Genomic DNA, 22361 nt, shown 5'->3' with positions numbered 1-22361 from the left:
TTTTCATGACCGCCGAACTCGGCATTTTCAACGGGCACCTGCTGCAACACCTGCTGGCGGCGCTCTGGTTCCTGTTCTGCTGGGTGGGCTACACCCGCTACGCCACCTGGAAGGGTCGCGACACCGCCTGCCTGGCCAGCGTCCTGCACCTCTACCGGGAGGACTGGATGCGCCGGTTGCTGCTGCGCGACAACCGTATCGCCGACGCCAGCGTGATCGGTAACCTGGAGCGTAACGCGTCGTTCTTCGCCTCCAGCACGCTGATCATCCTCGCCGGCATCCTCACCCTGCTGGGCTCCACCGATCGCGCCGTCTCGGTACTGGCCGACCTGCCGTTCGTGGAGGAGGCCAGCCGGGGACTATCGGAACTGAAGCTGCTGTGCCTGGCAGTGGTCTTCGTCTATGCCTTCTTCACCTTCAGCTGGTGCATGCGCCAATACAATTTCGCGGCGATCCTGGTCGGCTCGGCACCGATGATCGGCGAGCGCAACGTCGGCGAGCTGGAGCGCAAATCCTTTGCCGAGCGTGCCGCCCGGGTCATCTCGCTGGCGGCCAACCAGTTCAACTTCGGCTTGCGCTCGTACTATTTCGGCCTGGCCATGCTCGCCTGGTTCATCAATTCCTGGTTCTTCATGCTGGTGACGGCCGGCGTGGTGCTGGTCCTGTATCGCCGCGAATTCCATTCGGACGTGCTGGAGGTGATGGTCTACACCGAGACCGCAATCGCCGAAAGCCCGCGGGAAGGCGAGGGCGAGGTGCCCAGGGGCTGAATCCCGGGCATGAAAAAGCCCGCTTGCGCGGGCTCTTTCAGGGTACGTCAACGAGAACTTATTGCTGGTTCTGTTGCGGTTGCTCCGGAGTCGGTGCCGGAGTCTGCGGGGTTGCCGGAGTGTCGCTCGACGGCGCCGGGGCGCTGGGCTCGGCAGGGGGAGTAGCCGGAGCGCTCGGCTGGGTCTCGGTAGCCGGAGCTGCCGGGGCCGCTGCCTTGTCTTCCTCTTTCTTGTCGCAAGCGGCCAGGCCAAGGCTGGCAGCGAGCAGCAGGGCAAGAGTTACGGTCTTTTTCATCGTTTAGCCTCCATGTGCGGCTTTCCTCGTTGTAGCCCTTTGAACATTTGCGCTGGCGTGAAGTTCCACACACTTCGACTATTTCGATCGTTATGTCCAAAACCCCGGCTGCCGGGGCTTTGGCGGCAGGGTATGATTCGCCCTCCAGAAAACTCCCAGCAAGGTCGCCGTCATGTCGGAAAATCCTCTCCTCGAGCGCGCCCGGCGCTTTCTCTCGGCCTTGCGTCATTGCCAGGTGCTGGGGTTGACGGTCGAGGCCGCCGACGAGAAAGGACTGACCCTGCGCCTGCCCTACAGCCAGGCGATCATCGGCAACCCGGAAAGCGGGGTCGTCCACGGCGGCGCGATCACCACCCTGATGGACACCACCTGTGGTATTTCCACGGTCTGCGTGCTGCCGGACTTCGAGATCTGCCCGACGCTCGACCTGCGCATCGACTACATGCATCCCGCCGAACCGCACAAGGATGTCTATGGCTTCGCCGAGTGCTACCGGGTCACGCCGAACGTGATCTTCACCCGCGGCTTCGCCTACCAGGACGATCCGGGCCAGCCCATCGCCCATGTCGTCGGCGCTTTCATGCGCATGGGCGGTTCGGCCCGCGCCGGGGCGGCCAGGCCGGCCGCGCAGGGAGGTGCGGCATGAGCCCGACCAGCCTCGAGCAACTGGTCCGCGACGCGCGTCGGAACAACGACTACAGCCCGCTGGTGGAGCTGATCCCGTACGCCAAGCTGCTCGGCATCGAATGCCTGCGCCTGGGCGACGACATGGTCTTCCGCCTGCCGGCGAACAAGGACAACATCGGCAACCCGACCCTGCCGGCCATCCATGGCGGCGTGATCGCCGGCTTCATGGAGCATGCGGCGATGTTGCACCTGCTGACCTTCATGAGCATTCCGCACCTGCCGAAGATCATCGATTTCTCCATCGATTACCTGCGTGCCGGGCACTTCCGCGATACCTACGCGCAATGCCAGGTCTGGCGCCAGGGGCGGCGGGTGGCGAACGTCGCGATCAACGCCTGGCAGACCACCCAGGGCGAGCCCATCGCCACCGCGCGGGCGCATTTCAAGGTGGACGAGCCGTGAGCCGTACGCTGCGGAAAGTGGGCTGAGGATATCGCGATGGATGCCTTGCTGATTCTGGGCGGCCTGCTGCTGATGGTCGCCGGCTATATCTGGGTCATCGTCCTGGCCTTCGGTACCGGTCTGCTGTGGGGTTACGGCAGCCTTTTCCCGCCGGTGGCGCTGGCCTATATCGGCGTGCACTGGCGTACGGCGCGCAAGGGCGTCGGGCTGGCCGCGCTGGGTTGCATCCCGCTGGTGGTCGGCCTGGCGCTGCTGGCCAGTCACGACGCTGCGCGGCTGGAGGCGATCCTCAGCCTGCGCTGGCTGAAACCGGAGGCCAGGCCGCCGGCGGAACTGTCCATCGCGCTCAGCGGGGAGTTCAACGGCAAGCCTTTCGCGCCGCAGAGCGGCGAGTTGATTGGCGGCGTGCTGAGCCTGCGCCAGGGGCACGATTTCTACGCCCAGCGCGAGCTGCAGATCCGCCTTCCGGCACAGCCGCTCGGGGCGCTGCGCCTGGACGTGCTGCCCGAGGACGGCGGCGCGTTGCCAGAAGTCGAGCTGAGCTGGCTGCAACCGGATCAGGACCTGCCCGAGGCGCGTCGTCTCCTGCGTGGCTATACCTTGCACCTGGACCTGCGGCCCAAGGCGCCGAACCGCCTGGAGGGCGAGTTCCACCTGAGCCTGCCGAGCGACTACCGGACCACCCTCAGCGGCCACGTCGAGCTGTATACCGACCGGCTGCGCTATCGGCACGGCAAGGTCGACCTGGGCTACGACTCCGACGATACCCTGGCCCTGGTCTTGCGCGACTATCTGCAGCGACGTTTCGCCAGCCGCGACGTCAGCCTCGTGCGGGCGCCGTCCTGGCGCGCGGCCAGCCATGCGCGGCCGCTGCGTATCGAGGCCCTGGTGGCCGGCCAGGCTCAGGTGCTGGAGCTGACGCTGGAGAAGAACGCCCGGCGGGAGTGGACGGTGCGCGGCGACGCGTTCCCCGCCTTGCCGGCGGAGCCTGCGACCGTGGCCGCGGCGGCGGCGCCGCCCGAGCCGCAGGCGCTGCCGGCGCCGGGTAACGCCACCCTCGACCTGGAGCTGGTCCAGGTCGAACCGCAGCGCTACAGCCAGCGCCTGGTCAAGGCCACTACGGTACGCGGGCGTATCGCCGAGGGCCGTTTCACCGGCCTCGACAGCGAGGGGCGCCTGGTGATCCGCCGGGAAATGCCCGGTGCGGGGGAGGCGAGCTACCTGTTGCGCCCGGCGGAGATCGCCCGTCTCGAACTGCTCGAACGCTAGTCGTCGCACGATGGTGCGCGGTTTTTTCGCATAAGCGCTTGAAAAGCCGGAAGAAGGCCCCACCTAGGGGACATCCGCCGTGGTACGCGGCTTATGTCATTGATGGAGCTTGGAGCGATGAGCGTGGAAACCCAAAAAGAGACACTGGGCTTTCAGACTGAAGTGAAGCAACTGCTTCACCTGATGATTCATTCTCTCTATTCGAACAAGGAAATCTTCCTCCGCGAACTGATTTCCAACGCCTCGGACGCCGCCGACAAGCTGCGTTTCGAAGCCCTGGCCAATCCCGAGCTGCTCGAGGGCGGCGCCGAGCTGAAGATCCGCGTCAGCTTCGACAAGGAAGCCAACACCGTCACCCTGGAAGACAACGGCATCGGCATGAGCCGCGAGGATGTGGTGACTCACCTGGGCACCATCGCCAAGTCCGGGACCGCCGACTTCCTGAAGAACTTGTCTGGCGACCAGAAGAAGGATTCGCACCTGATCGGCCAGTTCGGCGTCGGTTTCTACAGCGCCTTCATCGTCGCCGACAAGGTCGATGTCTACTCCCGTCGCGCCGGCCAGCCGGCCAGCGAAGGGGTGCACTGGTCGTCGAAGGGCGAGGGCGAGTTCGACGTCGCTACCATCGACAAGCCCGAGCGCGGTACCCGCATCGTCCTCCACCTGAAAAAGGGCGAGGAGGAGTTCGCCGATGGCTGGCGCCTGCGCAACGTGATCAAGAAATACTCCGATCACATCGCTTTGCCGATCGAGCTGCCCAAGGAATTCCACGGCGAAGAGGCCGACAAGCCGGCCGAGCCGGAATGGGAAGCGGTCAACCGCGCCAGCGCGCTGTGGACCCGTCCGCGCGCCGAGGTGAAGGACGAGGAATACCAGGAGTTCTACAAGCACGTCGCCCATGACTTCGAGAACCCGCTGAGCTGGAGCCACAACAAGGTCGAAGGCAAGCTGGAATACACCTCGCTGCTCTACGTGCCGGGCCGCGCGCCGTTCGACCTGTACCATCGCGAAGCGCCGCGGGGCCTGAAGCTGTACGTACAGCGCGTGTTCATCATGGACCAGGCCGACGAGTTCCTGCCGCTGTACCTGCGCTTCATCAAGGGTGTGGTCGACTCCAACGACCTGTCGCTGAACGTCTCCCGGGAAATCCTGCAGAAGGATCCGGTGATCGACTCGATGAAGTCGGCGTTGACCAAGCGCGTGCTGGACATGCTGGAGAAGCTGGCGAAGAACGAGCCGGAGCAGTACAAGACCTTCTGGAAGAACTTCGGCCAGGTCCTCAAGGAAGGCCCGGCGGAAGACTTCGGCAACAAGGAGAAGATCGCCGGCCTGCTGCGCTTCGCCTCCACCGGCGACGATTCGGGCGAGCAGAGCGTAGCGCTGGCCGACTACATCGGTCGGATGAAGGAAGGCCAGGACAAGATCTACTACCTCACCGGCGAGAGCTACTCGCAGGTGAAGAACAGCCCGCACCTGGAAGTCTTCCGCAAGAAGGGCATCGAGGTGCTGCTGCTCACCGATCGCATCGACGAGTGGCTGATGAGCTACCTGCCGGAGTTCGACGGCAAGCAGTTCGTCGATGTCGCCCGCGGCGACCTGGACCTGGGCAGCCTGGACTCGGAAGAGGACAAGAAGGCCCAGGAAGAAGTCGCCAAGAGCAAGGAAGGCCTGATCGAGCGCCTGAAGAAGGTGCTCGACGAGCAGGTCAGCGAAGTCCGCGTTTCCCACCGCCTGACCGATTCGCCGGCGATCCTCGCCATCGGCGAACAGGACCTTGGCCTGCAGATGCGCCAGATCCTCGAGGCCAGCGGGCAGAAAGTGCCGGACTCGAAGCCGATCTTCGAGATCAACCCGCAGCATCCGCTGATCGAGAAGCTGGATGCGGAGCCGGACGAGGACCGCTTCGGCGAGCTGTCGCATATTCTCTTCGACCAGGCCGCCCTGGCCGCGGGGGACAGCCTCAAGGATCCGGGCGCCTACGTACGCCGACTGAACAAGCTGCTGGTGGAGCTGTCCGCTTAAGCAGTAGCCCCGACAAAGCCCGCTTCGGCGGGCTTTGTCTTTTCCAACTCTCGCAGGAGCAGTACCCATGAGTGAGATTCGTGTAGAGCCGGTCGCCTACGACATCGATGGGCAGCCGTACGAAGGTCAACTGGTGTACGACGCCAGCCACGCGGGGCCGCGCCCGGGCCTGCTGATGGCGCCGAACTGGATGGGCGTGAGCGCCGCCGCGCTGGACATCGCCCGGCAGGTCGCCGGCCGTGGGCACGTGGTGCTGGTGGCGGACCTCTACGGCAGGGACGTGCGTCCGCAGAACGGCGACGAGGCGGGCGCGGCGATGATGCCGCTGAAGAACGACCGGGCCCTGCTGCGCAAGCGCATGCAGGCAGCGCTGGCGGCCTTGCGCGGACAGGCGCTCGCGGCTGTCGATACGACCCGCCAGGCTGCCTTCGGTTTCTGCTTCGGCGGTTGCTGCGCGCTGGAGCTGGCTCGCGACGGCGCCGAGCTGAAGGCCTTCGTGTCCTTCCATGGCACCCTGGATACGCCGGACCCGGCGCATGCCAGGAACATCAAGGGCGCGGTACTGGTCCTCGACGGTGCCTCCGATCCGCTGGTGCCGCGCGAGCAGTTGCCGGCCTTCGCCAGGGAGATGACCGATGCCGGCGTCGACTGGCAGCTCACCAGCTACGGCGGCGCGGTGCATTCCTTCACCGATCCGAACGCCAAGCTGCCGGGCAAGATGCACTATGACGCCAGGACCTCCCGGCGTGCCTTCCAGGCGATGGACGACCTGCTGGCGGAAGTCTTCGCCTGAGACCGCCGGCTCACTCGCGCATGGCGAAGCAATGCCTGGCCTCGGGGAAGCGCCGTTCGCGCACGTCCTCGGCGAAGCGCCGGGCCGCCTCGTCGATTTCCCGGTCGAGGCGCGCGTAGCGTTCGACGAAGCGCGGTACCTGTTCGCCGCTTAGCCCGAGCAGGTCCTCGCTGACCAGTACCTGGCCGTCGCAGGCCGGCGAGGCGCCGATACCGATGCAGGGGATCGCCAGTTCTTCGCTAAGGCGACGGGCCAGCGGCTCGCCTACGCCTTCGATGACCACCGCGAAGGCGCCGCCGCGCTGCATGGCGAGGCCGTCGCGGCGTACCCGTTCTGCGCTTTCCGGGTCACGCCCCTGGGCCTTGAAGCCGCCCATGGCGTTGACCTGCTGCGGCATCAGGCCGATATGGGCGAGCACCGGTATGCCACGGCGTACCAGGAAGTCCACGGTTTCTTCCATTTCCTCACCGCCTTCCAGCTTCACCGCCTGGGCGCCGCTGTCGGCCAGCAGGCGTGCGGCGTTGCGGAACGCCTGTCGGGGCGATTCCTGGTAGCTGGCGAACGGCAAGTCGGCCACCACGCAGGCGCGCCGACTGCCGCGCATCACCGCCAGGGTGTGGGCGACCATCATCTCCAGGCTCACTCCCAGGGTGCTGGGCATGCCATAGAGCACCATGCCCAGCGAATCGCCGACCAGCAGCAGGTCGGCATGCGGATCGAGGAGGCGGGCCATGGGCGTGCTGTAGGCGGTCAGCGCCACCAGGCTGCCGGCACCCTTGCGGCGCTGGATATCGGGAACGGACAGGCGATGTTGCGGGCGATGACTGCTCATGGCGTGGCTCCGGTTTGTCTATGGGGAGCCACACGCTAACATCGGCCACGCACCGCTCACTCGACGGATGGGGACAACCGATGCCGCAAACGGGACAAGAACGCGACCTGCCGCGATTCCGCAGCCTGCCCTGCGCGGTGTACCTGCGCGCCTTCGAGATGCCCGCCGGGCACCGGGTGGAGATGCACGACCACCCCTGGGGCCAACTGATGTACGCCGCCAGCGGCACCTTGCGCGCCAGCACCGAGCGGCACAGCTATCTGGTGCCGGCGCAGCGGGCGCTGTGGATTCCGCCGGGCGTCCGGCACGCCGCGGAGGCTTGCAACCCTGTGCTGTTCCGCAGTCTCTACCTGGATCGTTCGCTGCCCGGCGGTTGCCGGGTACTGGAGGTGTCCGGCCTGCTGCGCGAACTGTTGCTGCGGGCGGCGGAGTTTCCCCGTGAATATCCGCCGGGTGGCGAGGCCGAGCGTCTCATGCAGGTGGTCGCCGATGAGGTCGGGCGCCTTCGCGAGGCGCCGCTGAACCTGCCGTTGCCTGGCGACCCGCGCTTGCGCCGGATCACCGACGCGCTACAGGCGGATCCCGCCGATCCGCGCGGCATCTCGGATTGGGCGGGACTGGTGGGGGCGTCCCGACGGACCCTGGCGCGGTTGTTCCGCGAGCAGACCCAGTTGTCGTTTCGCGAGTGGCGCCAGCGCCTGCGTCTGCTCAACGCGGTCGCCGCGCTGGAGGAGGGCGCCAGCGTGACGCGGGTGGCCAGCGACCTTGGCTACGACTCCACCTCGGCGTTCATCAGCCTGTTCCAGCGTCATTTCGGCCAGACCCCCGGTTGCTTCGCCCGCTCCCTGCGCTTGCCCAACTGAGCCGCATGCTTCAGGGCGCCGCCTGTCGGCGCAGGCTTGCCGCCTTGGCCGCGAGGTCCGGCCAGGCGGGCTTGCCGGCGAAACGCTCGCGCAGGTAGTTGGCCAGGGCGGCGACTTGCCGGTCGTCGAGGCTGTTGCGGAAGCCGGGCATATAGCCGAGGTCGCCGGTGGCCGGGCTGTGGATGCCGTCGAGGATGATCCGCAGCAGGTTGTCCGGGCTGTCCGCATGCACATTGCTGTTCAGCGCCAGGGATGGACGCACGCCGAAGAAGCGCGGTCCGTCGCCGTCATGGTGGCAGGCCAGGCAGGCCCCGGCGAACAGGCGCGCGCCGCTGCCGCTGGGCGGTTGCACGCGGCCGTAGCCCTGCCGGTCGAGGCGTTGCGCCTGTTGCTGATCGGTTTCCCCGGCCGGGGCAGCGGCGTAGGACGCAAGGTAATGGGCCAGGGCCCGCAGGTCCTCGTCCGACTGCTTGGCCAGGCCTTCGCCGACCACTGGCGCCATCGGCCCGCTGGCGACCCCGTGGTAGGCCGAATAGCCGTGGCGGAGGTAGGCGTAGAGGGCCTCCTCGCTCCAGGCGATGGGCGCCGGCGAACTGGCGTTCAAGGCTGGCGCGGTCCAGCCCTCCGCCTCGCCGCCGGCGAAGTGCGCGCTGCCGGACTTTTCCGCGCCGAGCGCATTGCGCGGCGAGTGGCAGGCGCTGCAATGGCCGAGGCCTTCGGCGAGATAGGCGCCGCGGTTCCATTGCTGGTTGCGCGTCGGCTCGTCGCGGTAGGCGCCGGGCTCCAGGAACAGCAGGTTCCAGCCGGCCATCAGCTGGCGTTGGTCGAAGGGGAACGGCAGCTGGTTGGCAGGCGTTTCGCTGTGCACCGCCGGCTGGCTCATCAGGTAGGCGTACAGGGCCTTCAGGTCTTCGTCGCGAGTCCTGGTGAAGGCGGTGTAAGGGAACGCCGGATACAGGTAGCTGCCGTCGCGGGCCACGCCATGCCGCATGGCCCGCTCGAAGGCGGGGTAGGACCAGCCACCGATGCCGCTCGCGCGATCCGGCGTGAGGTTGCTGCTGTAGATCGTCCCGAACGGCGTCGGCAAGGCCCGTCCGCCGGCGTTGCGCGGGCCGCCTTCGCGAGTGTGGCAGACCGCGCAGTCGCCGAGGGCGGCGAGGCGTTCGCCGCGGGCGATCTGCTCGGCGCTGAAGGGACCGGGTCTGCCTTCCAGTGGCCCGATGGCCGGTTGCCAGGCGTAGCCGAGGGCGATGGCGGCGAGCGCGACGAGGCTGCCGGAGGCCCAGAGGCCGATGCGTGTTGCCTTCTTCATCTGTCAGTCATCCACTGCGCGGGGCGCCGCGGCGCCCCGGGGAAAAGGATCAGGCCTGCGCGCTGCGCAGCGCCGCGAGTACGCGTTCCGGAGTGAACGGCACCTGTCGCAGGCGCGCCCCGGTAGCGTCGAAGATCGCATTGGCGATGGCCGCGGCGCTGGGCACCGAGGCTGACTCGCCAGCGCCCATCGGTGGCTGCTCGGGGCGGTCGAGCAGCAGTACGTCGATCTCCGGCAGTTCGGGGAAGCCGAGGATCGGGTAGCCGCCCCATTCCAGGCTGGTGACGCCACGGCGGTCGAAGGTGGCGAACTCCTTGAGTACCCGGCTGGTGGACTGGATGACGTTGCCGTGGACCTGGTGCCTGACCCCATCGGGATTGACCATCTGCCCGCAGTCATGGGCGACCCAGACCTTGGCGACGCGCACCGCGCCGTTCTCCGGGTTCACCTCGACGTCGACGATCCAGGCGGCCCAGGCGGCGCCGAAACCGGGAAACTTGCTGTGGAAGTAGCGCGCATAGGCGAAGCCGCGTCCCTTCAGCAAGCCGTCCCGGCGCGCCTCTGGGTTGGGGGAGGTGCGTGGCTGCCAGCCGGCGCGGGCGACCAGGGCGTCGATCAGCGCCAGGGCGCGCTGGTCGTCCAGGTAGCGGCGGCGGAAGGCGATGGGGTCGATGCCGGCCAGGTGCGCCAGTTCGTCGACGTAGGACTCATGGGCGAACACGTTCGGCAGCGCCGAGACGCCGCGCATCCAGGACGCGCGGACGATGGGGGCGGCGTCGTTGGCCACCACCCGCATCCGCGGGTAGCGGTATTGCGGGATCGCGGTGCGGTCGCCCATGTCGGCCACCTGCGGGGTGGCCGGGATCCGCCCGGTGAGGAGCAGGGCCAGGGTCGGCGCGCCGTTGGAGGGGTAGCAGGTGGCGAAGTCGTAGGCCGCCACCCGGCCTTGCTCGTCGAGACCGCCGCGGACCTCGATCAGTTGCGCGGTGCCTTTCGGTTCCCAGCCATGTTCCTGTTCGCGCATCAGTTGTACCCGCACCGGCCGGCCCACTGCCTGCGCCAGGAGCACGGCGTCGGCGCTGACGTCGTCGGCGCCGTTGCGTCCGTAGCAGCCGGCGGCTTCCATGCGAATCACCTCGATGTCCCCGGTCTCGCGCTGCAGCAGCCTGGCCAGGTCGTTGCGCAGGTCGTGCGGGTTCTGCGTGCCGGACCAGACGCGAGCGCGCTGCGCATCGACCTCGGCGAGGGCGCAGGAAGGGCCGATGGAGGCGTGCAACTGGTAGGGCCAGACATAGGTGGCCGACAGCGGCCGGGCGATGCCCGCGAGGTGCTGCTCGAGACCGGGTGAGTCGTGCAGCGTGCGTGGCTTCTTCGGATGCCGGCGAAGCGTGTCCTCGAGCCGGTCGGGTTCCAGCGGCGGCAGGCCCTGCCAGTCCTTCCAGCGCACCTTGAGCTGGCGCGCGGCGCGGATCGCCTGCTCCTCGCGTTCGCAGACCACGCCGACGAAGTCGCCGATCACGACCACCTTGACCAGCCCCGGCAGCCCGGCGACCGAGCTTTCGTCCACCGCCAGCAGGCCGCTGCCGAGCGGGGCGCTGACATCCGCGCCGGTATAGGGCGGGCGTACCACTCGTCCATGCAGCATGCCGGGCAAGCGCATGTCGTGGACATAGGTCAGTTGACCGGTCAGCTTCGCCGGGATGTCCACCCGACGCACCGGCTTGCCGACCAGACGGTACTCGCTGCGCGGCTTGAGCGGCGCCTTGCCGTCGATGTTCAGGTTGAAGCGCTGGCCTCGCAGCAACTCGCCGTAGCCGATCCGTCGCTGCGGATTGGCGGCGGCGAAGACCTGGCCGTTTTCGCTGCGCAGGCTGTCCGGATGCACCGGGAAATGGCTTCCGGCCTGGCGCAGGAGGAAGCGCCGGGCTTCGGCGGCGGCCTGGCGCAGCGGCACGGCGCTGACCTGGATGCTGGCGCTGGCGATGGTCGGCCCCTGGTCCGGTGTACGACGGGTGTCGCCGAGGATCATCTCGACCTGCTCGAACGCGACGTCCAACTCTTCGGCGACGATCTGCGCCAGTGCCGTGCGGATGCCGGTACCAAGGTCGACGTGGCCGCAGAAGGCGGTGACCTTGCCGTCCGCGGCAATGGCGATGAACGAGTCGACCTGGTCCAGCGGCAGGTCGGTGGCGCCCTGCTCGGCAAGGGCGAGCAGCGGGGCGGGCAGGTTGACGGTGACCAGCAGCAGGCCGCCGGCCTTGAGGAAGCCGCGTCGCGAGGGATTGGCCAGGCTCATGCCGGGTGCTCCTCCTGATGCTCCTTCAGGCTCTCGGCGGCACGCCGCACGGCCTTGAGAATCTCCACATGGGTGCCGCAGCGACACAGGTTGTAGGCCAATTCCTGGCGGATCTCGCCGTCGCTGGGGTTCGGGTTGCGATCCAGCAACGCCTTGGCGGTCATCACCATGCCGTTGATGCAGTAGCCGCATTGGGCGGCCTGTTCGTCGATGAAGGCCTGTTGCAGCGGATGGGGATGGGCGGCATCGCCGAGTCCTTCGAGGGTAACCACCCGGCGGCCTACGGCGGCCTCCACCGGGGTGATGCAGGAGCGGGTGGCGACGCCATCCATCAGCACGGTGCAGGCGCCGCACTCGCCGAGGCCGCAGCCGAACTTGGGACCGTTCAGTTGCAGGTCGTTGCGCAGGACATAGAGCAGGGGGGTATCGGGGGCGACATCGAGGCGCAGGGACTGACCGTTGACGGTCAGGGCAAGGGCATCGCTCATGGCGGTTTCTCCCCATGCCGGCGGCATGGCTGTTCATCAGGCGGATATCCCGTCAGCCGTGCCTGGTAGCATGCGGCTATGCGGGAATTTGTTTGTATACAAACATGTTATGAACGCCTGCGGCGAACTGTCAATGGCAGGCCGCTACGACGAAAGGCGCAGCTCCGGGCGACGCAACGCGGACAAAAGGATAGACCGCAATGGCCTCAGGTCAGGCGAGCGAGCAACCCGCGCAGGGTTTCCTGTTCTTGCGGGGAGAGGGGGGCCAAGGCCTGCCGGTTGATCTCGCGGGCGGCCGCCAGGCCGGCCTCGAGTTCGGCGCGTCCGGCAGGACTGAGGCTGACCAGCAGGCGCCGGCCGTCGTCCGGATCGGCGCTGCGCTGGATCAGTCCCCGTTTGTCCAGGCGCTCGACGACGCCCTTGATGGTCGCGGCGTCCATGGCGGTGAGTCGGCCGAGCTGGTTCTGCGGGCAGGGTCCGGTCTCGCCGAGGCGGACCAGGGCGGCCCACTGGGTGGGGGTCAGGCCGTTGCCGATGCCATTGGCGAACAACGCCGCATAGCGCTGGTTGGCTTGGCGCAGGATGAAGCCGATCTGGTCGTCGAGGCGGTACGGGGCGTTACGGGACATGCTGGACATCGGTGGTGGCGTGAGGGCTTCATTCTAGCTCACGGCCGGTACCAGAGCGCCTCGCGCTGAAAAGGAGTTTTTCCTGGAAGATAGGGGTTTTTCAGCTCGATTATTCTCCGCTGCCGAAGGGCAAGCTTGCCCAGCCGCGTCTTGAAATGTCGCTCGAACAGCCGTTCGAAGCTACCGTCGGCAATCGCCTTCTCCAGGCCCTGGCGAATGGCCTCGGCCAGTTCCGGGCGTTGACGCGAAACGAAGAAATAGAAGGCCGCGGGGTAGTGCAGGGCCACGTGCTGGTCGATCGCCAGGTGCAGCCCGGCGCGGGAGGCGTCCTCCAGTTCTCCGTCGATCACTACGACCTCGCGGGGGAAGACCTCGAAGCGGCCGGCATCGAGCATGCGGAACAGGCTCTCGTAGTTCTGGCTGGTCTTCACCTCCAGGCCGTTGGCGCGCAGGATCGGTGTGTCGGCCCAGTCCTGGCGCTGGCCGAAGCGCAGGCGGCGGAGATCGTCGAGGGTCCGCGCCGAGGCCAGGATATCCTTGTTGGCGGCGCTGACCAGGGGAATGCGCCAGCCGATCAGGCCGCGATAGATCGGAATGCGGATCGGCAGCAGGGTCTCTTCCAGGTCGTCGCGGGACTGCGCCCACATCACCTGCAGGCCCGGATCGTCCTGCTCCAGGCGCAGTTGCGCACGGGACTGCGGCATGGGCTGCGCGCTGGGCTCCAGGCGGTAGTCGCCGCCGCTCCTGGCCAGCGCCAGTTGCAGCAGCTCGACGACGTAGGGTTCGGGGTTGCGCCCTTCGGAATGGCGCGGATAGATCACCCGTTCGCCAGCCCCGGCATGCCAGGCCAGCAGGCCGAACAGCAGGGCCAGCCAGCGGAGCGGCGAACCCTGGCCGAGCGGCAGCGGTCTATGTTCACTCAGGCCTATCAGGAGGAATGCCATGGCTGGCCCCCGTACGCGTGCCCTGTTTTCGACATTGTTCGCCCTGTCCCTGGTGACATCCTTGACCCATGCCAGGGATTATCGCTACAGCGACGCTCACGTGCACTATGTGGATTTCTTCCAGGAAAGCGAAGGCATGCCGCGGCTGCTGGAGGCGATGGACAAAGGCCGGGTCGACCATGTGATGCTCAGCGGCGTCGCGGTCGCCAAGAAATGGCACGAGGACGAGCCGAAGCGGCCGCGCTACTACGCTGGTGACGATGCCGGAGCCTATTGGTACAGCGCCACCGACGTGATCGTGGCGGCGGCGGTGAAATCCCTGCCAGCCGAGCAGCGGCGGCGCGTGCATCCGTTCCTGACCGGTTTCAACCCGACCGACAAGAACGCCGACGCGCACATCCGTCGCATGCTGGAGCTGGACCCGGGACTCTGGCAGGGCATCGGCGAGATCTTTACCCGTCACGACGACCTCACCGCGCTGACCTACGGCGACGTGCCGAGGGCCAACAACGAGGCGCTGGCGCGGGTCTATCACCTGGCCGCCGAATTCGACCTGCCGGTGTTGCTGCACGCCAACGTCACTTCCAAGCGCGAACGCAACCCGCTGTACCTGGCGGAAATCGAGGAGCCCCTGCGCAATCACCCGCATGTGCGGTTCATCTGGGCCCATGCCGGGACCAGCATGGAGATCCATCGCCACCAGAAGAAACTGGACTTCCTCCTGCCGACCCTTCGGCGTCTGCTACAGCGCTACCCGAACCTCTACATCGACCTGTCCTGGTCGGTGTTGCGCCCGTACCTGCTGGACGAGCAGGGCAAGCCCGATCCGCAGTGGCTGGCACTGGTCGAGCGGTTTCCGCAACGCTTCATGCTCGGTTCCGATGTGGTCGGCCAGTTCGACAGCCTGCCCGAGTTGATGGCGAGCTTCGATCCGTTCCTCGACGCCTTGCCCGAGCAGGTCGCTCGCCAGGTGGCGCGGGACAACTTTCTGGCGGTGCTGCCGCGCCAGCCCGCCGATCCGCGAGGCGAATAACCCGGATTCGTCATCAGTCTGTCATGCCGGCGTCATAGGCTCGCGCCAGTCCCATCCAGGAGTGAGTCATGTCCTTCATCCGTTCTTGCATCAGTCGTTCCGTCTTCCTGCTCGGCGCCGGCGTCGCCGTGGCGGCGCAGGCCGAGGTGCGTATCGACGGCCCCATCGAATATGGCGTGTTCGAAAGCCGCTACCAGGATTTCCAGCCCGGCGAACGGGTATTGACCCGTAGCGAGCAGAACATCCAGCAGACCACCGAAGTCCCGGCCAAGCTCGGCACCAAGTTCGGCATGCGTTATCAACTCAGCGGCAAGCAGGAAGGCGATACGCCTTTGACGCTGCTCTACCTCACCCCGGGCGTGGTCACTCCGGATGGTCAGCGGCATGACAAGTTCGAAGTGGTGCAGAAGCTGGTGCCGGGCGCGCCGACCGATGTCATGGCCTACGAATTCACCGAGCCGCACGAAGTGGTGAAGGGCGAATGGCGGTTGATGGTGTTCCAGGGCGATCGCCTGCTGGCGGAGAAATCCTTCGACGTGCGCTGAGCGCGAGCCATGCAAAGCGCTGGTTTTCTTGTGTGGCGTGGATAACGCGGGGGCGCCATTCGCTCTACCGGGCAAGGGTTGCCTGCGTGCGGTAGGGCGGCGTACGAACGGATGCCGACGGTAGCCTGTTCGTCCTTCGATCAGTCCCTGCTGACCCGGGTATCTTCCGCGGCGAGCGGACTGCCGTCGCCGGCGCGTACCTGCAGGCGCGGCACCGGCTGGCCGCTGTCGCGCTCGACCAGGCGGACATGGGATTCGTCCGGGGCGAAGAAATAGTCCTCGCCCCACTGCCGAATCGCCACCAGCAGGGGGAAGAGCGCGCGTCCCTTGTCAGTCAGGCGGTATTCCTGGTGACTGCCGCTTTCGGCCGGGACCGCCACCATCACGCCGTGCTCCACCAGGTTGCGCAGGCGCGCCGCCAGGATGTTCTTGGCCAGGCCGAGGCTCTTCTGGAATTCGCCGAAGCGCGTCAGTCCTTCGAAGGCATCGCGCACGATGAGCATCGACCAGCCGTCGCCGATCACGTCCAGCGGGCGGGCGACTGGACAACTGGCTTGCTTGTGGCTGGTGCGCTTGACCATCTGGGCGGCTCCGGAGGGGGAGAGGATCGGGTTTCATGGTAAAACCCGGGCTTCACGCTGGGCAACCGGAGGAAGTGCGCCGCCGTGAGACGGCGCACGGCATGGTCAGACGACGAAGCGGGTGACCATGTTGTTCAGGTCGATGGCCAGTTGCGACAGTTCCTGGCTGGCGGCGGCGGTCTGGTTGGAGCCGGCGGACGTCTGCAGCGAGATGTCGCGGATGTTCACCAGGTTGCGGTCGACCTCGCGGGCCACCTGGGCCTGCTGCTCGGAGGCGCTGGCGATCACCAGGGTACGCTCGTTGATCTGGCCGACCCGCTCCGCGATCTCGTTCAGCGCCAGGCCGGCGGCTTCGGCGATCTCCAGCATGTTGCGGGCGCGTACGCTGCTGCTGTCCATGGCGCCGACCGCGGCGCCGGTGCCTTCCTGGATGTTGGCGATCATCTGCTCGATCTCGCGGGTGGATTCCTGGGTGCGATGGGCGAGGGCGCGAACCTCGTCGGCGACCACGGCGAAACCGCGGCCCTGCTCGCCGGCGCGAGCCGCCTCGATGGCCGCGTTGAGCGCCAGGAGATTGGTCTGTTCGGCGATACCGCGGATCACGTCGAGGACCTTGGAAATGTCCTGGGCCTTTTCCGCCAGGCCGCCGACCAGCGCCGAGGTATTGTCCACTTCTTCGCTCATCAGGCGGATCGCCTGGACCGTCTCCAGTACCCGCTGGCGTCCGTTCTGCGCCGATTGCTCGGAGGCGGACGAGGCGTCCGAGGTGGAGCTGGCGTTGCGCGCCACTTCCTCGACGGCGGCGGTCATCTCGTTGACCGCGGTGGCGGCCATCTGGATTTCGTCGTTCTGCTGGGTCAGCGAGCGGTTGCCCTGCTCGGTGACGGCGCTGAGTTCCTCCGCGGCGGAGGCCAGTTGGGTCGCCGAGCTGCCGATCTGCTGGATGGTCTGGCGCAGTTGTGCCTGCATGCCCTGGAGGGCGACCAGCAGCTTGGCCGGTTCGTCGCGGCCAGAGGTGTCGATGCGGCTGGTGAGGTCGCCGGAAGCGATCACCTCGGCCACTCGCAGCGCCTCGCCGATCGGTTGGGTGATGCTGCGGGTGAACAGCCAGGCCAGTACCACGGTAGCGAGGCCGGCGACCAGCAGTACGCCGATCACTGCGGCGAAGGCGCTGTCATAGACCTCATCGGCCGTGTGGCTGGCCTGGCTGGCGCCCTTGACGTTGAAGTCGATCAGCGCCTGCAGTTGCTGCTGGGTGGCGCGGTACTGGTCGAGCAAGGTGCTTTCGGTGTACTGGCGGGTCTCTTCCAGCGGCTTGCTGCGCGACATCTGCACCAGGGTCTGCTGGCTTTGCAGGAGCGTCTGCCGGGTAGCCAGGTAGCGCTCGTAGATCGAGCGCTCGTCGGCACCACTGATCAGCCGTTGGTAGGCGCCCTCGCGATCGGTCAGTTCCTTGCCGATTTCCGTCATGCGGCTTTCCAGGAAGCGCTTGCTGCTATCGTCCGCCGCCAGCACATGGGCCAGTTGCACCTGCCGCAGTTCGGCGAGCAGAACGTTCAACTCGGCGCTTTCGCGGACGCTAGGCAGCCAGTTGTCGCTGATGTCCGAAGAGGCTTCGTTGAGCGAACCCATCCGGTTCAGGGAAAAGATGCCGGTGATGACCAGCAGGGCGGTGATCAGGGCGAAACTCAGGGCGGCACGGGTCGCGATGGGCATACTGCGCAAAGACATGATGGCGGATTCCAGGGGGCAGGAAGAGGGACGGGGCTGACCAGTACTATCGGCAGGCAGGGCGGGAGGTTTAGCCCGTTCATGCAGTCCGGGTAAAGAAACGCTGGGTACAAAAAAGCGCCCCGGAGGGCGCTTCATGCGGCGATGGAGGGAATCAACCCTGCCAGCGCTTGAGGACCAGGGTGGCGTTGGTGCCGCCGAAGCCGAAGCTGTTGCTCATGACGGTATCGAGCTTGGCGTTCTCGCGGGTCTCGCGGAGAATCGGCAGGTCGGCCACTTCCGGGTCGAGTTCGTCGATGTTGGCGGAGCCGGCGATGAAGCCGCCCTCCATCATCAGCAGGCAATAGATCGCCTCGTGCACGCCGGCGGCGCCCAGCGAGTGGCCGGACAGGCTCTTCGTCGAGCTGATGGCCGGCGCCTTGTCACCGAACACTTCGCGCACGCCTCGGATCTCGGCGACGTCGCCGACCGGGGTGGAGGTGCCGTGGGTGTTCAGGTAGTCGATCGGCGCGTCGACGGTGGCCAGCGCCTGCTGCATGCAGCGGATCGCGCCTTCGCCGCTCGGGGCGACCATGTCGTAGCCGTCGGAGGTGGCGCCGTAGCCGACGATCTCGGCGTAGATCTTGGCGCCGCGCTTGAGCGCATGCTCCAGCTCCTCGACCACCACCATGCCGCCGCCGCCGGCGATGACGAAGCCGTCACGCTTGGCGTCGTAGGCGCGGGAGGCCTTTTCCGGCGTGTCGTTGTACTGGGTGGAGAGGGCGCCCATGGCGTCGAACAGGCAGCTCTGGCTCCAGTGTTCCTCTTCGCCGCCACCGGCGAAGACCACGTCCTGCTTGCCCAACTGGATCTGTTCCATGGCCTGGCCGATGCAATGCGCGCTGGTGGCGCAGGCGGAGGAGATCGAGTAGTTGACGCCCTTGATCTGGAACGGTGTGGCCAGGCAGGCCGATACGGTGCTGCCCATGGTGCGGGTCACGCGGTATGGGCCGATGCGCTTGACGCCTTTCTCGCGCAGGGTGTCGATGGCTTCCATCTGGTTCAGGGTGGAAGCGCCGCCGGAGCCGGCGATCAGGCCGGTGCGGGGGTTGGAAATCTGTTCCGGAGTCAGGCCGGAGTCCTTGATCGCCTGCTCCATCGCCAGGTAGGCGTAGGCGGCGGCATCGCCCATGAAGCGGAAGACCTTGCGATCGATCAGCTCTTCGAGGTTCAGGTCGACCGAACCGGAAACGTGGCTGCGCAGGCCCATCTCGGCGTAGGACGGATTGAAGCGAATGCCGGGCCGACCCGCACGGAGGTTGGCGGAAACGGTGTCTTTGTCATTGCCGAGGCAGGAAACGATGCCCAGACCGGTGATAACGACGCGACGCATGCGGATAACCCTTAGAAGCTGTCAGTGGAGGTGAACAGGCCGACGCGGAGGCCTTCGGCACTGTAGATTTCGCGGCCATCGACGCTGACGGTGCCGTCGGCGATGGCCAGGACCAGCGAACGATTGATCGTGCGCTTGATATGAATGTTATACGTGACCTTCTTCGCTGTCGGCAGAACCTGACCGAAGAACTTCACTTCGCCCGAACCCAGGGCGCGGCCGCGGCCGGGGTTGCCCTGCCAGCCGAGGTAGAAACCGACCAGCTGCCACATGGCATCCAGGCCCAGGCAACCGGGCATGACCGGATCGCCTTCGAAGTGACAGGCGAAAAACCACAGGTCCGGGTTGATATCCAGCTCGGCGACCAGCTCGCCCTTGCCATACTTGCCGCCGACATCGCTGATGTGAACGATGCGATCGATCATCAGCATGTTGGGGGCGGGAAGTTGCGCGTTACCCGGGCCGAACAGCTCGCCGCGACTGCAGCGCAGCAGGTCTTCTCGGGTGAAGGCGTGTTGTTTGGTCATGCGAGCTCCTCAAAAATCCCTGAACTGCAGGGTTGTGGCGGTTCGTCCAGCGGCCGTCGCGCCGGGTTATTGTATCGGCGTCGCAGCGGCAGCCTAGTCATAGACTGTTGCGTTGCGGTGAAAGTCACAGTGTCCGGCGAACAGATGTTCACTTTATTCCCGCGCCCGCTTGCCGCCCTTGTCGTAGATCATTCCGGCTCCCCTCGTCCGGTTTCGTTCGATGTCACGGGGAGTTCCGGCTGCGAGCCGATCCAGCGTTGCAGTATGCGTTGCAATTCCGCCCGTTTGAATGGCTTGGCCAGGTAATCGTTCATTCCCGCCTGCAGGCAGTTCTCCCGATCGCCCTGCAGGGCGTTGGCGGTCAGGGCGATGATCGGTACCTGCCGGCCGTTCTCCTGGGCCCTGATTTCCCGTGTCGCCGAGTAGCCGTCGAGCACCGGCAGGCGGCAGTCCATCAGGATCGCGTCGTAGCGCTGGCGCTCGGCGCTGCGTACCGCCTGGATACCGTCGGCGACCAGGGTGACGCGATAGCCGAGGCTGCGCAACATGGCTTCTATGACTGTCTGGTTCACCGGATTGTCCTCGACCAGGAGGATTTCCTGACCGGCGGCGACCGGGGCGGCGTCGCCGGCGGCCTGCTGCCGGTGCGCCGGCGACTGCTGGAAGGGCAGCGGAATCTCCAGGGTGAAGGTCGATCCCGAGCCTTCCTTGCTCTCTGCCTGCAGGGTGCCGCCCATCCGTTCCGCCAGGGTCCTGGCGATCGCCAGGCCGAGCCCGGTGCCGCCGTAGCGTCGGGAAATCGACGAATCCGCCTGCTGGAAGGCGTCGAACATATGTTCCAGGCGTTCCGGCGAGATGCCGATGCCGCTGTCGTGCACCGCGCAGGTCAGCCACAGTACGCCGTGATCGAGAGCCTGCCACTCCAGGCTGAGATGGATGGCGCCTTCCTCGGTGAACTTCAGCGCATTACCCAGCAGATTCACCAGGATCTGTCGGATCCGCGTCGGATCGCCGCAGACCTCGATATTCTCCAGGCCGGCCTGGATCTGCAATTCCAGCGCCAGTCCGCGTTGCTGGGCGCTGTGCTGGAACACCAGGGCGGAGCCTTGCACCAGTTCCAGCAGGTTGAAGGGGATGCACTCCAGTTCAAGCGCGCCGCGTTCGATCCTTGAGAAATCGAGAATGTCGTTGATGACCTTCAGCAGGTGTTCGGTGGACTCGGTGGCCAGCGCCGTGTACTCGGCCTGTTCGCGGGTCTGCTCGGTGGTTTCCAGCAGTTGCAGCATGCCCAGCACGCCATTCATCGGGGTGCGAAGCTCGTGGCTCATCATCGCCAGGAAGTCGGACTTCGCCCGGTTCGCCTGCTCCGCTTCCTCGCGGGCGCTGATCAATTGGCTGATCGCCTGTTCCTGTTCCCGGCTCGCGCGGTCCAGCCCGCTGGCGAGATTGTTGATGTGACGGGCCAGGTCGCCGATCTCGCCGTCGTCGAGGATCGGCAGGCTGGTCTTGTAGTCGCCGCTCTGGATCGCCTCGACCGCCTGGCCCATGGTGCTGATCGGCGCCGACAGGCGCTGCGCCAGGCGGCGCGCGACGAGGAAGGTGAGGATCAGGGCGAAGGCGGCCAGCAGGGCGGCCTTCAGGAGGATTTCCTGTTGCCGCTGGCTGAAGGCGTCGTTGGACATGCCGACCACCACCCGGCCGAGGTAGTCCTCGCTGGACTGGCCGTCGCCTTCGCTGGCGCCATCCAGCAGCGGGTCGCTGGCCAGGGCGATACGCTGGCGCTGGATGGTGGAGTGGAAGATGTCGATCGGCGCGGCGTTCTGCAACGCGCCGGGCAACTGTTCGACGTACACCAGGATATTGTCGTTGCGGTCGCGTACCTCGATGAAGCGCACATGCGGGGTGTCGAGGGTGGCCTGCAGCAGCTTCTGCAGCACGGGCGTGTTGCCGGCGATCACGCCGTATTCGGCGGCCGGCGCCAACTGGTCGGCGATCAACTGGCCGGTATGGGTCAGTTCCTGGCGCAGGTCCTGCAGGCGCGAGTAGGTGAAGTAGGCGGTGAGCAACAGGGTCAGCAGCAGCGCCGGGCCCAGGCTGATCGCCAGCATGCGGGTACGGATGTCCCAGCCGTGGCGCTGGCTCATGGTTCTTCTCCTTCGGCGAGGCGCCGGCCGAGGTCGGCGTCGCTGGCCAGGTCGATACCCAGGGAACGGGCTACCTGCCGATTGCCGAGCACCTTGAAATGCCCTGGATAGAGGCTGAGGGGCCAGTGCCTGGGCGCCTGGCCGAGCAATTCGTCGAGGGTGTCCAGCCAATCCTCCTGGTCGCTGTAGCTGCTCGCCAGGCTGCCGGCCTTGACGAAGGCTGCGGTGGGGCCGAGCAGCGCGCGGTTCTTGGCGTAGCTGCCGAGCAGCAGGCTCTTGATACTCTGCGAGTTGTACAGCTGTTTGTCGTCGATGCCGAGCAGCAGGTCACTATTGCCGAGCAGGAACTGCAGCGGGCGCGGGTCGTCGTTGCCGCTGCTGCTGGCGACGAACAGCTGGAGCCCCTGGCTGCGGGCCTCGCGGCGAAGCTCGTCGAGGAGGAATTCGCTGTCCTTGCCGTAGAGCACGCCGATGCGCTGGATGCCCGGCAGGATCAGGCGCGCCAGGCGGAGCTGGCGGGACGCCGGCGGGTCGCTCCAGAGTACGCAGAGACCTCCGACGCCGTGTCCGCCATGTCCGTTGGCGCCTGGCAGCAGGCGCTGGCCATCGACCCGGTTGAGCAGCAGCGCCAGGGTCGGCGGCGCCCGGTGCTGGCGCAGGCGCCAGGCCAGAGCCTCGGGGCCGAGCAGGAGCAGGCGGGTGTCGTCGGCGAAGACCATCCCCTCCGCCAGGGCCGCGGGCGTGCGCAGTTCCACCTGGTCCTGCGGCCGTCGCTGCGCCAGGGCATCGCGAAAGGCGTTCACCGCGGCCCCCTGGTTGGCGCTGA

22 protein-coding genes are annotated in these 22361 nt (G+C 66.7%); 9 read left to right on the top strand and 13 right to left on the bottom strand.

Annotated elements, in window-relative coordinates:
- Positions 1–5 precede the first annotated feature (5 nt).
- Entirely contained in the window at positions 6–770 is a 765-nt protein-coding gene (locus ACI766_RS17825) for a DUF599 domain-containing protein (protein WP_003106486.1), read from the top strand.
- A 58-nt stretch (positions 771–828) separates the two neighbouring features.
- On the opposite strand, the gene ACI766_RS17820 is transcribed toward ACI766_RS17825, so the two are convergent.
- On the bottom strand, positions 829–1065 hold the full coding sequence (locus ACI766_RS17820; RefSeq protein WP_003087435.1) for a hypothetical protein: 237 nt from the start codon (positions 1063–1065) through the stop codon (positions 829–831).
- Positions 1066–1237: 172 nt separating this feature from the next.
- Between ACI766_RS17820 and ACI766_RS17815 the strand changes: the two genes are divergently transcribed.
- The 5 genes from ACI766_RS17815 to ACI766_RS17795 all read left to right on the top strand — a co-directional run bounded on the left by ACI766_RS17815 (position 1238) and on the right by ACI766_RS17795 (position 6238).
- Positions 1238–1711 (top strand): PaaI family thioesterase, encoded by a 474-nt coding sequence (locus ACI766_RS17815; protein WP_003106488.1) that lies wholly within the window; start codon positions 1238–1240, stop codon positions 1709–1711.
- A complete protein-coding gene (locus tag ACI766_RS17810; RefSeq protein WP_003087441.1) occupies positions 1708–2154 on the top strand; it encodes a PaaI family thioesterase in 447 nt (148 codons plus the stop codon). The genes ACI766_RS17815 and ACI766_RS17810 overlap by 4 nt, the downstream gene beginning before the upstream one ends.
- A 36-nt stretch (positions 2155–2190) precedes the next feature.
- Positions 2191–3423 (top strand): MFS transporter, encoded by a 1233-nt coding sequence (locus ACI766_RS17805; RefSeq protein ID WP_003120441.1) that lies wholly within the window; start codon positions 2191–2193, stop codon positions 3421–3423.
- 117 nt (positions 3424–3540) lie between these two features.
- On the top strand, positions 3541–5445 hold the full coding sequence (gene htpG / locus ACI766_RS17800; RefSeq protein WP_076938980.1) for a molecular chaperone HtpG: 1905 nt from the start codon (positions 3541–3543) through the stop codon (positions 5443–5445).
- Positions 5446–5512: 67 nt separating this feature from the next.
- A complete protein-coding gene (locus ACI766_RS17795; RefSeq protein WP_003114260.1) occupies positions 5513–6238 on the top strand; it encodes a dienelactone hydrolase family protein in 726 nt (241 codons plus the stop codon).
- 10 nt (positions 6239–6248) lie between these two features.
- Here ACI766_RS17795 and panB read toward each other — a convergent pair whose 3' ends face one another.
- Complete coding sequence (gene panB / locus ACI766_RS17790) at positions 6249–7070, bottom strand: 3-methyl-2-oxobutanoate hydroxymethyltransferase (RefSeq protein WP_003087450.1); 822 nt, start codon at positions 7068–7070, stop codon at positions 6249–6251.
- 80 nt (positions 7071–7150) lie between these two features.
- Between panB and ACI766_RS17785 the strand changes: the two genes are divergently transcribed.
- Positions 7151–7933, top strand: coding sequence for an AraC family transcriptional regulator (locus ACI766_RS17785; protein WP_003097919.1), 783 nt, complete (start codon positions 7151–7153; stop codon positions 7931–7933).
- 10 nt (positions 7934–7943) lie between these two features.
- Here the strand turns inward: ACI766_RS17785 and ACI766_RS17780 are convergent, their stop codons facing one another.
- The 5 genes from ACI766_RS17780 to ACI766_RS17760 form a co-directional block, all read right to left on the bottom strand.
- Positions 7944–9245, bottom strand: a complete 1302-nt coding sequence (locus ACI766_RS17780; RefSeq protein WP_034037270.1) for a cytochrome c — start codon at positions 9243–9245, stop codon at positions 7944–7946.
- Positions 9246–9294: 49 nt separating this feature from the next.
- The gene (locus ACI766_RS17775; RefSeq protein ID WP_003120440.1) at positions 9295–11541 is read right to left on the bottom strand and encodes a xanthine dehydrogenase family protein molybdopterin-binding subunit; all 2247 of its coding nucleotides are present in this window, start codon (positions 11539–11541) and stop codon (positions 9295–9297) included.
- A complete protein-coding gene (locus ACI766_RS17770; RefSeq protein ID WP_003097907.1) occupies positions 11538–12029 on the bottom strand; it encodes a (2Fe-2S)-binding protein in 492 nt (163 codons plus the stop codon). Before ACI766_RS17770 ends, ACI766_RS17775 begins: the two co-directional genes overlap by 4 nt.
- A gap of 206 nt (positions 12030–12235) precedes the next feature.
- Positions 12236–12658, bottom strand: coding sequence for a MarR family winged helix-turn-helix transcriptional regulator (locus ACI766_RS17765; RefSeq protein ID WP_003120438.1), 423 nt, complete (start codon positions 12656–12658; stop codon positions 12236–12238).
- Between the two features lie 38 nt (positions 12659–12696).
- A complete protein-coding gene (locus ACI766_RS17760) occupies positions 12697–13602 on the bottom strand; it encodes a substrate-binding periplasmic protein (protein WP_003097899.1) in 906 nt (301 codons plus the stop codon).
- Between ACI766_RS17760 and ACI766_RS17755 the strand changes: the two genes are divergently transcribed.
- On the top strand, positions 13601–14635 hold the full coding sequence (locus ACI766_RS17755; RefSeq protein ID WP_003097898.1) for an amidohydrolase family protein: 1035 nt from the start codon (positions 13601–13603) through the stop codon (positions 14633–14635). The two genes, ACI766_RS17760 and ACI766_RS17755, sit on opposite strands and share 2 nt — an antisense overlap.
- Before the next feature lie 68 nt (positions 14636–14703).
- Positions 14704–15180, top strand: a complete 477-nt coding sequence (locus tag ACI766_RS17750; RefSeq protein ID WP_003087466.1) for a DUF3859 domain-containing protein — start codon at positions 14704–14706, stop codon at positions 15178–15180.
- A 140-nt stretch (positions 15181–15320) separates the two neighbouring features.
- On the opposite strand, the gene ACI766_RS17745 is transcribed toward ACI766_RS17750, so the two are convergent.
- The 6 genes from ACI766_RS17745 to ACI766_RS17720 form a co-directional block, all read right to left on the bottom strand.
- A complete protein-coding gene (locus ACI766_RS17745) occupies positions 15321–15761 on the bottom strand; it encodes a winged helix-turn-helix transcriptional regulator (RefSeq protein WP_003087468.1) in 441 nt (146 codons plus the stop codon).
- A gap of 105 nt (positions 15762–15866) precedes the next feature.
- Positions 15867–17492: a methyl-accepting chemotaxis protein gene (locus ACI766_RS17740; protein WP_003097894.1), complete on the bottom strand. Its 1626-nt coding sequence runs from the start codon at positions 17490–17492 to the stop codon at positions 15867–15869.
- A gap of 154 nt (positions 17493–17646) precedes the next feature.
- Positions 17647–18864, bottom strand: coding sequence for a beta-ketoacyl-ACP synthase I (gene fabB, locus ACI766_RS17735; protein ID WP_003097892.1), 1218 nt, complete (start codon positions 18862–18864; stop codon positions 17647–17649).
- A gap of 11 nt (positions 18865–18875) precedes the next feature.
- Complete coding sequence (gene fabA / locus ACI766_RS17730) at positions 18876–19391, bottom strand: 3-hydroxyacyl-[acyl-carrier-protein] dehydratase FabA (RefSeq protein WP_003087475.1); 516 nt, start codon at positions 19389–19391, stop codon at positions 18876–18878.
- 188 nt (positions 19392–19579) lie between these two features.
- Positions 19580–21535 carry an ATP-binding protein gene (locus ACI766_RS17725; protein ID WP_087823698.1) on the bottom strand — a complete coding sequence of 652 codons (1956 nt, stop codon included), beginning with the start codon at positions 21533–21535 and terminating at the stop codon, positions 19580–19582.
- Positions 21532–22290 carry an ABC transporter substrate-binding protein gene (locus tag ACI766_RS17720; protein ID WP_003120435.1) on the bottom strand — a complete coding sequence of 253 codons (759 nt, stop codon included), beginning with the start codon at positions 22288–22290 and terminating at the stop codon, positions 21532–21534. The genes ACI766_RS17725 and ACI766_RS17720 overlap by 4 nt, the downstream gene beginning before the upstream one ends.
- Between the last annotated feature and the right edge of the window lie 71 nt (positions 22291–22361).

Source organism: Pseudomonas sp. DL, from assembly GCF_047199225.1.
Lineage (GTDB): Bacteria > Pseudomonadota > Gammaproteobacteria > Pseudomonadales > Pseudomonadaceae > Pseudomonas > Pseudomonas aeruginosa.
Note: the sequence above shows the minus strand (reverse complement) of the source record. Positions and strands in the feature narration are given on the sequence as shown.

Coding starts and splice junctions, on each gene's coding strand:
- ACI766_RS17825 (WP_003106486.1), top strand. CDS start 6: ATGACCGCCGAACTCGGCATTTTCAACGGGCACCTGCTGCAACACCTG.
- ACI766_RS17820 (WP_003087435.1), bottom strand. CDS start 1,065: ATGAAAAAGACCGTAACTCTTGCCCTGCTGCTCGCTGCCAGCCTTGGC.
- ACI766_RS17815 (WP_003106488.1), top strand. CDS start 1,238: ATGTCGGAAAATCCTCTCCTCGAGCGCGCCCGGCGCTTTCTCTCGGCC.
- ACI766_RS17810 (WP_003087441.1), top strand. CDS start 1,708: ATGAGCCCGACCAGCCTCGAGCAACTGGTCCGCGACGCGCGTCGGAAC.
- ACI766_RS17805 (WP_003120441.1), top strand. CDS start 2,191: ATGGATGCCTTGCTGATTCTGGGCGGCCTGCTGCTGATGGTCGCCGGC.
- htpG (WP_076938980.1), top strand. CDS start 3,541: ATGAGCGTGGAAACCCAAAAAGAGACACTGGGCTTTCAGACTGAAGTG.
- ACI766_RS17795 (WP_003114260.1), top strand. CDS start 5,513: ATGAGTGAGATTCGTGTAGAGCCGGTCGCCTACGACATCGATGGGCAG.
- panB (WP_003087450.1), bottom strand. CDS start 7,070: ATGAGCAGTCATCGCCCGCAACATCGCCTGTCCGTTCCCGATATCCAG.
- ACI766_RS17785 (WP_003097919.1), top strand. CDS start 7,151: ATGCCGCAAACGGGACAAGAACGCGACCTGCCGCGATTCCGCAGCCTG.
- ACI766_RS17780 (WP_034037270.1), bottom strand. CDS start 9,245: ATGAAGAAGGCAACACGCATCGGCCTCTGGGCCTCCGGCAGCCTCGTC.
- ACI766_RS17775 (WP_003120440.1), bottom strand. CDS start 11,541: ATGAGCCTGGCCAATCCCTCGCGACGCGGCTTCCTCAAGGCCGGCGGC.
- ACI766_RS17770 (WP_003097907.1), bottom strand. CDS start 12,029: ATGAGCGATGCCCTTGCCCTGACCGTCAACGGTCAGTCCCTGCGCCTC.
- ACI766_RS17765 (WP_003120438.1), bottom strand. CDS start 12,658: ATGTCCCGTAACGCCCCGTACCGCCTCGACGACCAGATCGGCTTCATC.
- ACI766_RS17755 (WP_003097898.1), top strand. CDS start 13,601: ATGGCTGGCCCCCGTACGCGTGCCCTGTTTTCGACATTGTTCGCCCTG.
- ACI766_RS17760 (WP_003097899.1), bottom strand. CDS start 13,602: ATGGCATTCCTCCTGATAGGCCTGAGTGAACATAGACCGCTGCCGCTC.
- ACI766_RS17750 (WP_003087466.1), top strand. CDS start 14,704: ATGTCCTTCATCCGTTCTTGCATCAGTCGTTCCGTCTTCCTGCTCGGC.
- ACI766_RS17745 (WP_003087468.1), bottom strand. CDS start 15,761: ATGGTCAAGCGCACCAGCCACAAGCAAGCCAGTTGTCCAGTCGCCCGC.
- ACI766_RS17740 (WP_003097894.1), bottom strand. CDS start 17,492: ATGTCTTTGCGCAGTATGCCCATCGCGACCCGTGCCGCCCTGAGTTTC.
- fabB (WP_003097892.1), bottom strand. CDS start 18,864: ATGCGTCGCGTCGTTATCACCGGTCTGGGCATCGTTTCCTGCCTCGGC.
- fabA (WP_003087475.1), bottom strand. CDS start 19,391: ATGACCAAACAACACGCCTTCACCCGAGAAGACCTGCTGCGCTGCAGT.
- ACI766_RS17725 (WP_087823698.1), bottom strand. CDS start 21,535: ATGAGCCAGCGCCACGGCTGGGACATCCGTACCCGCATGCTGGCGATC.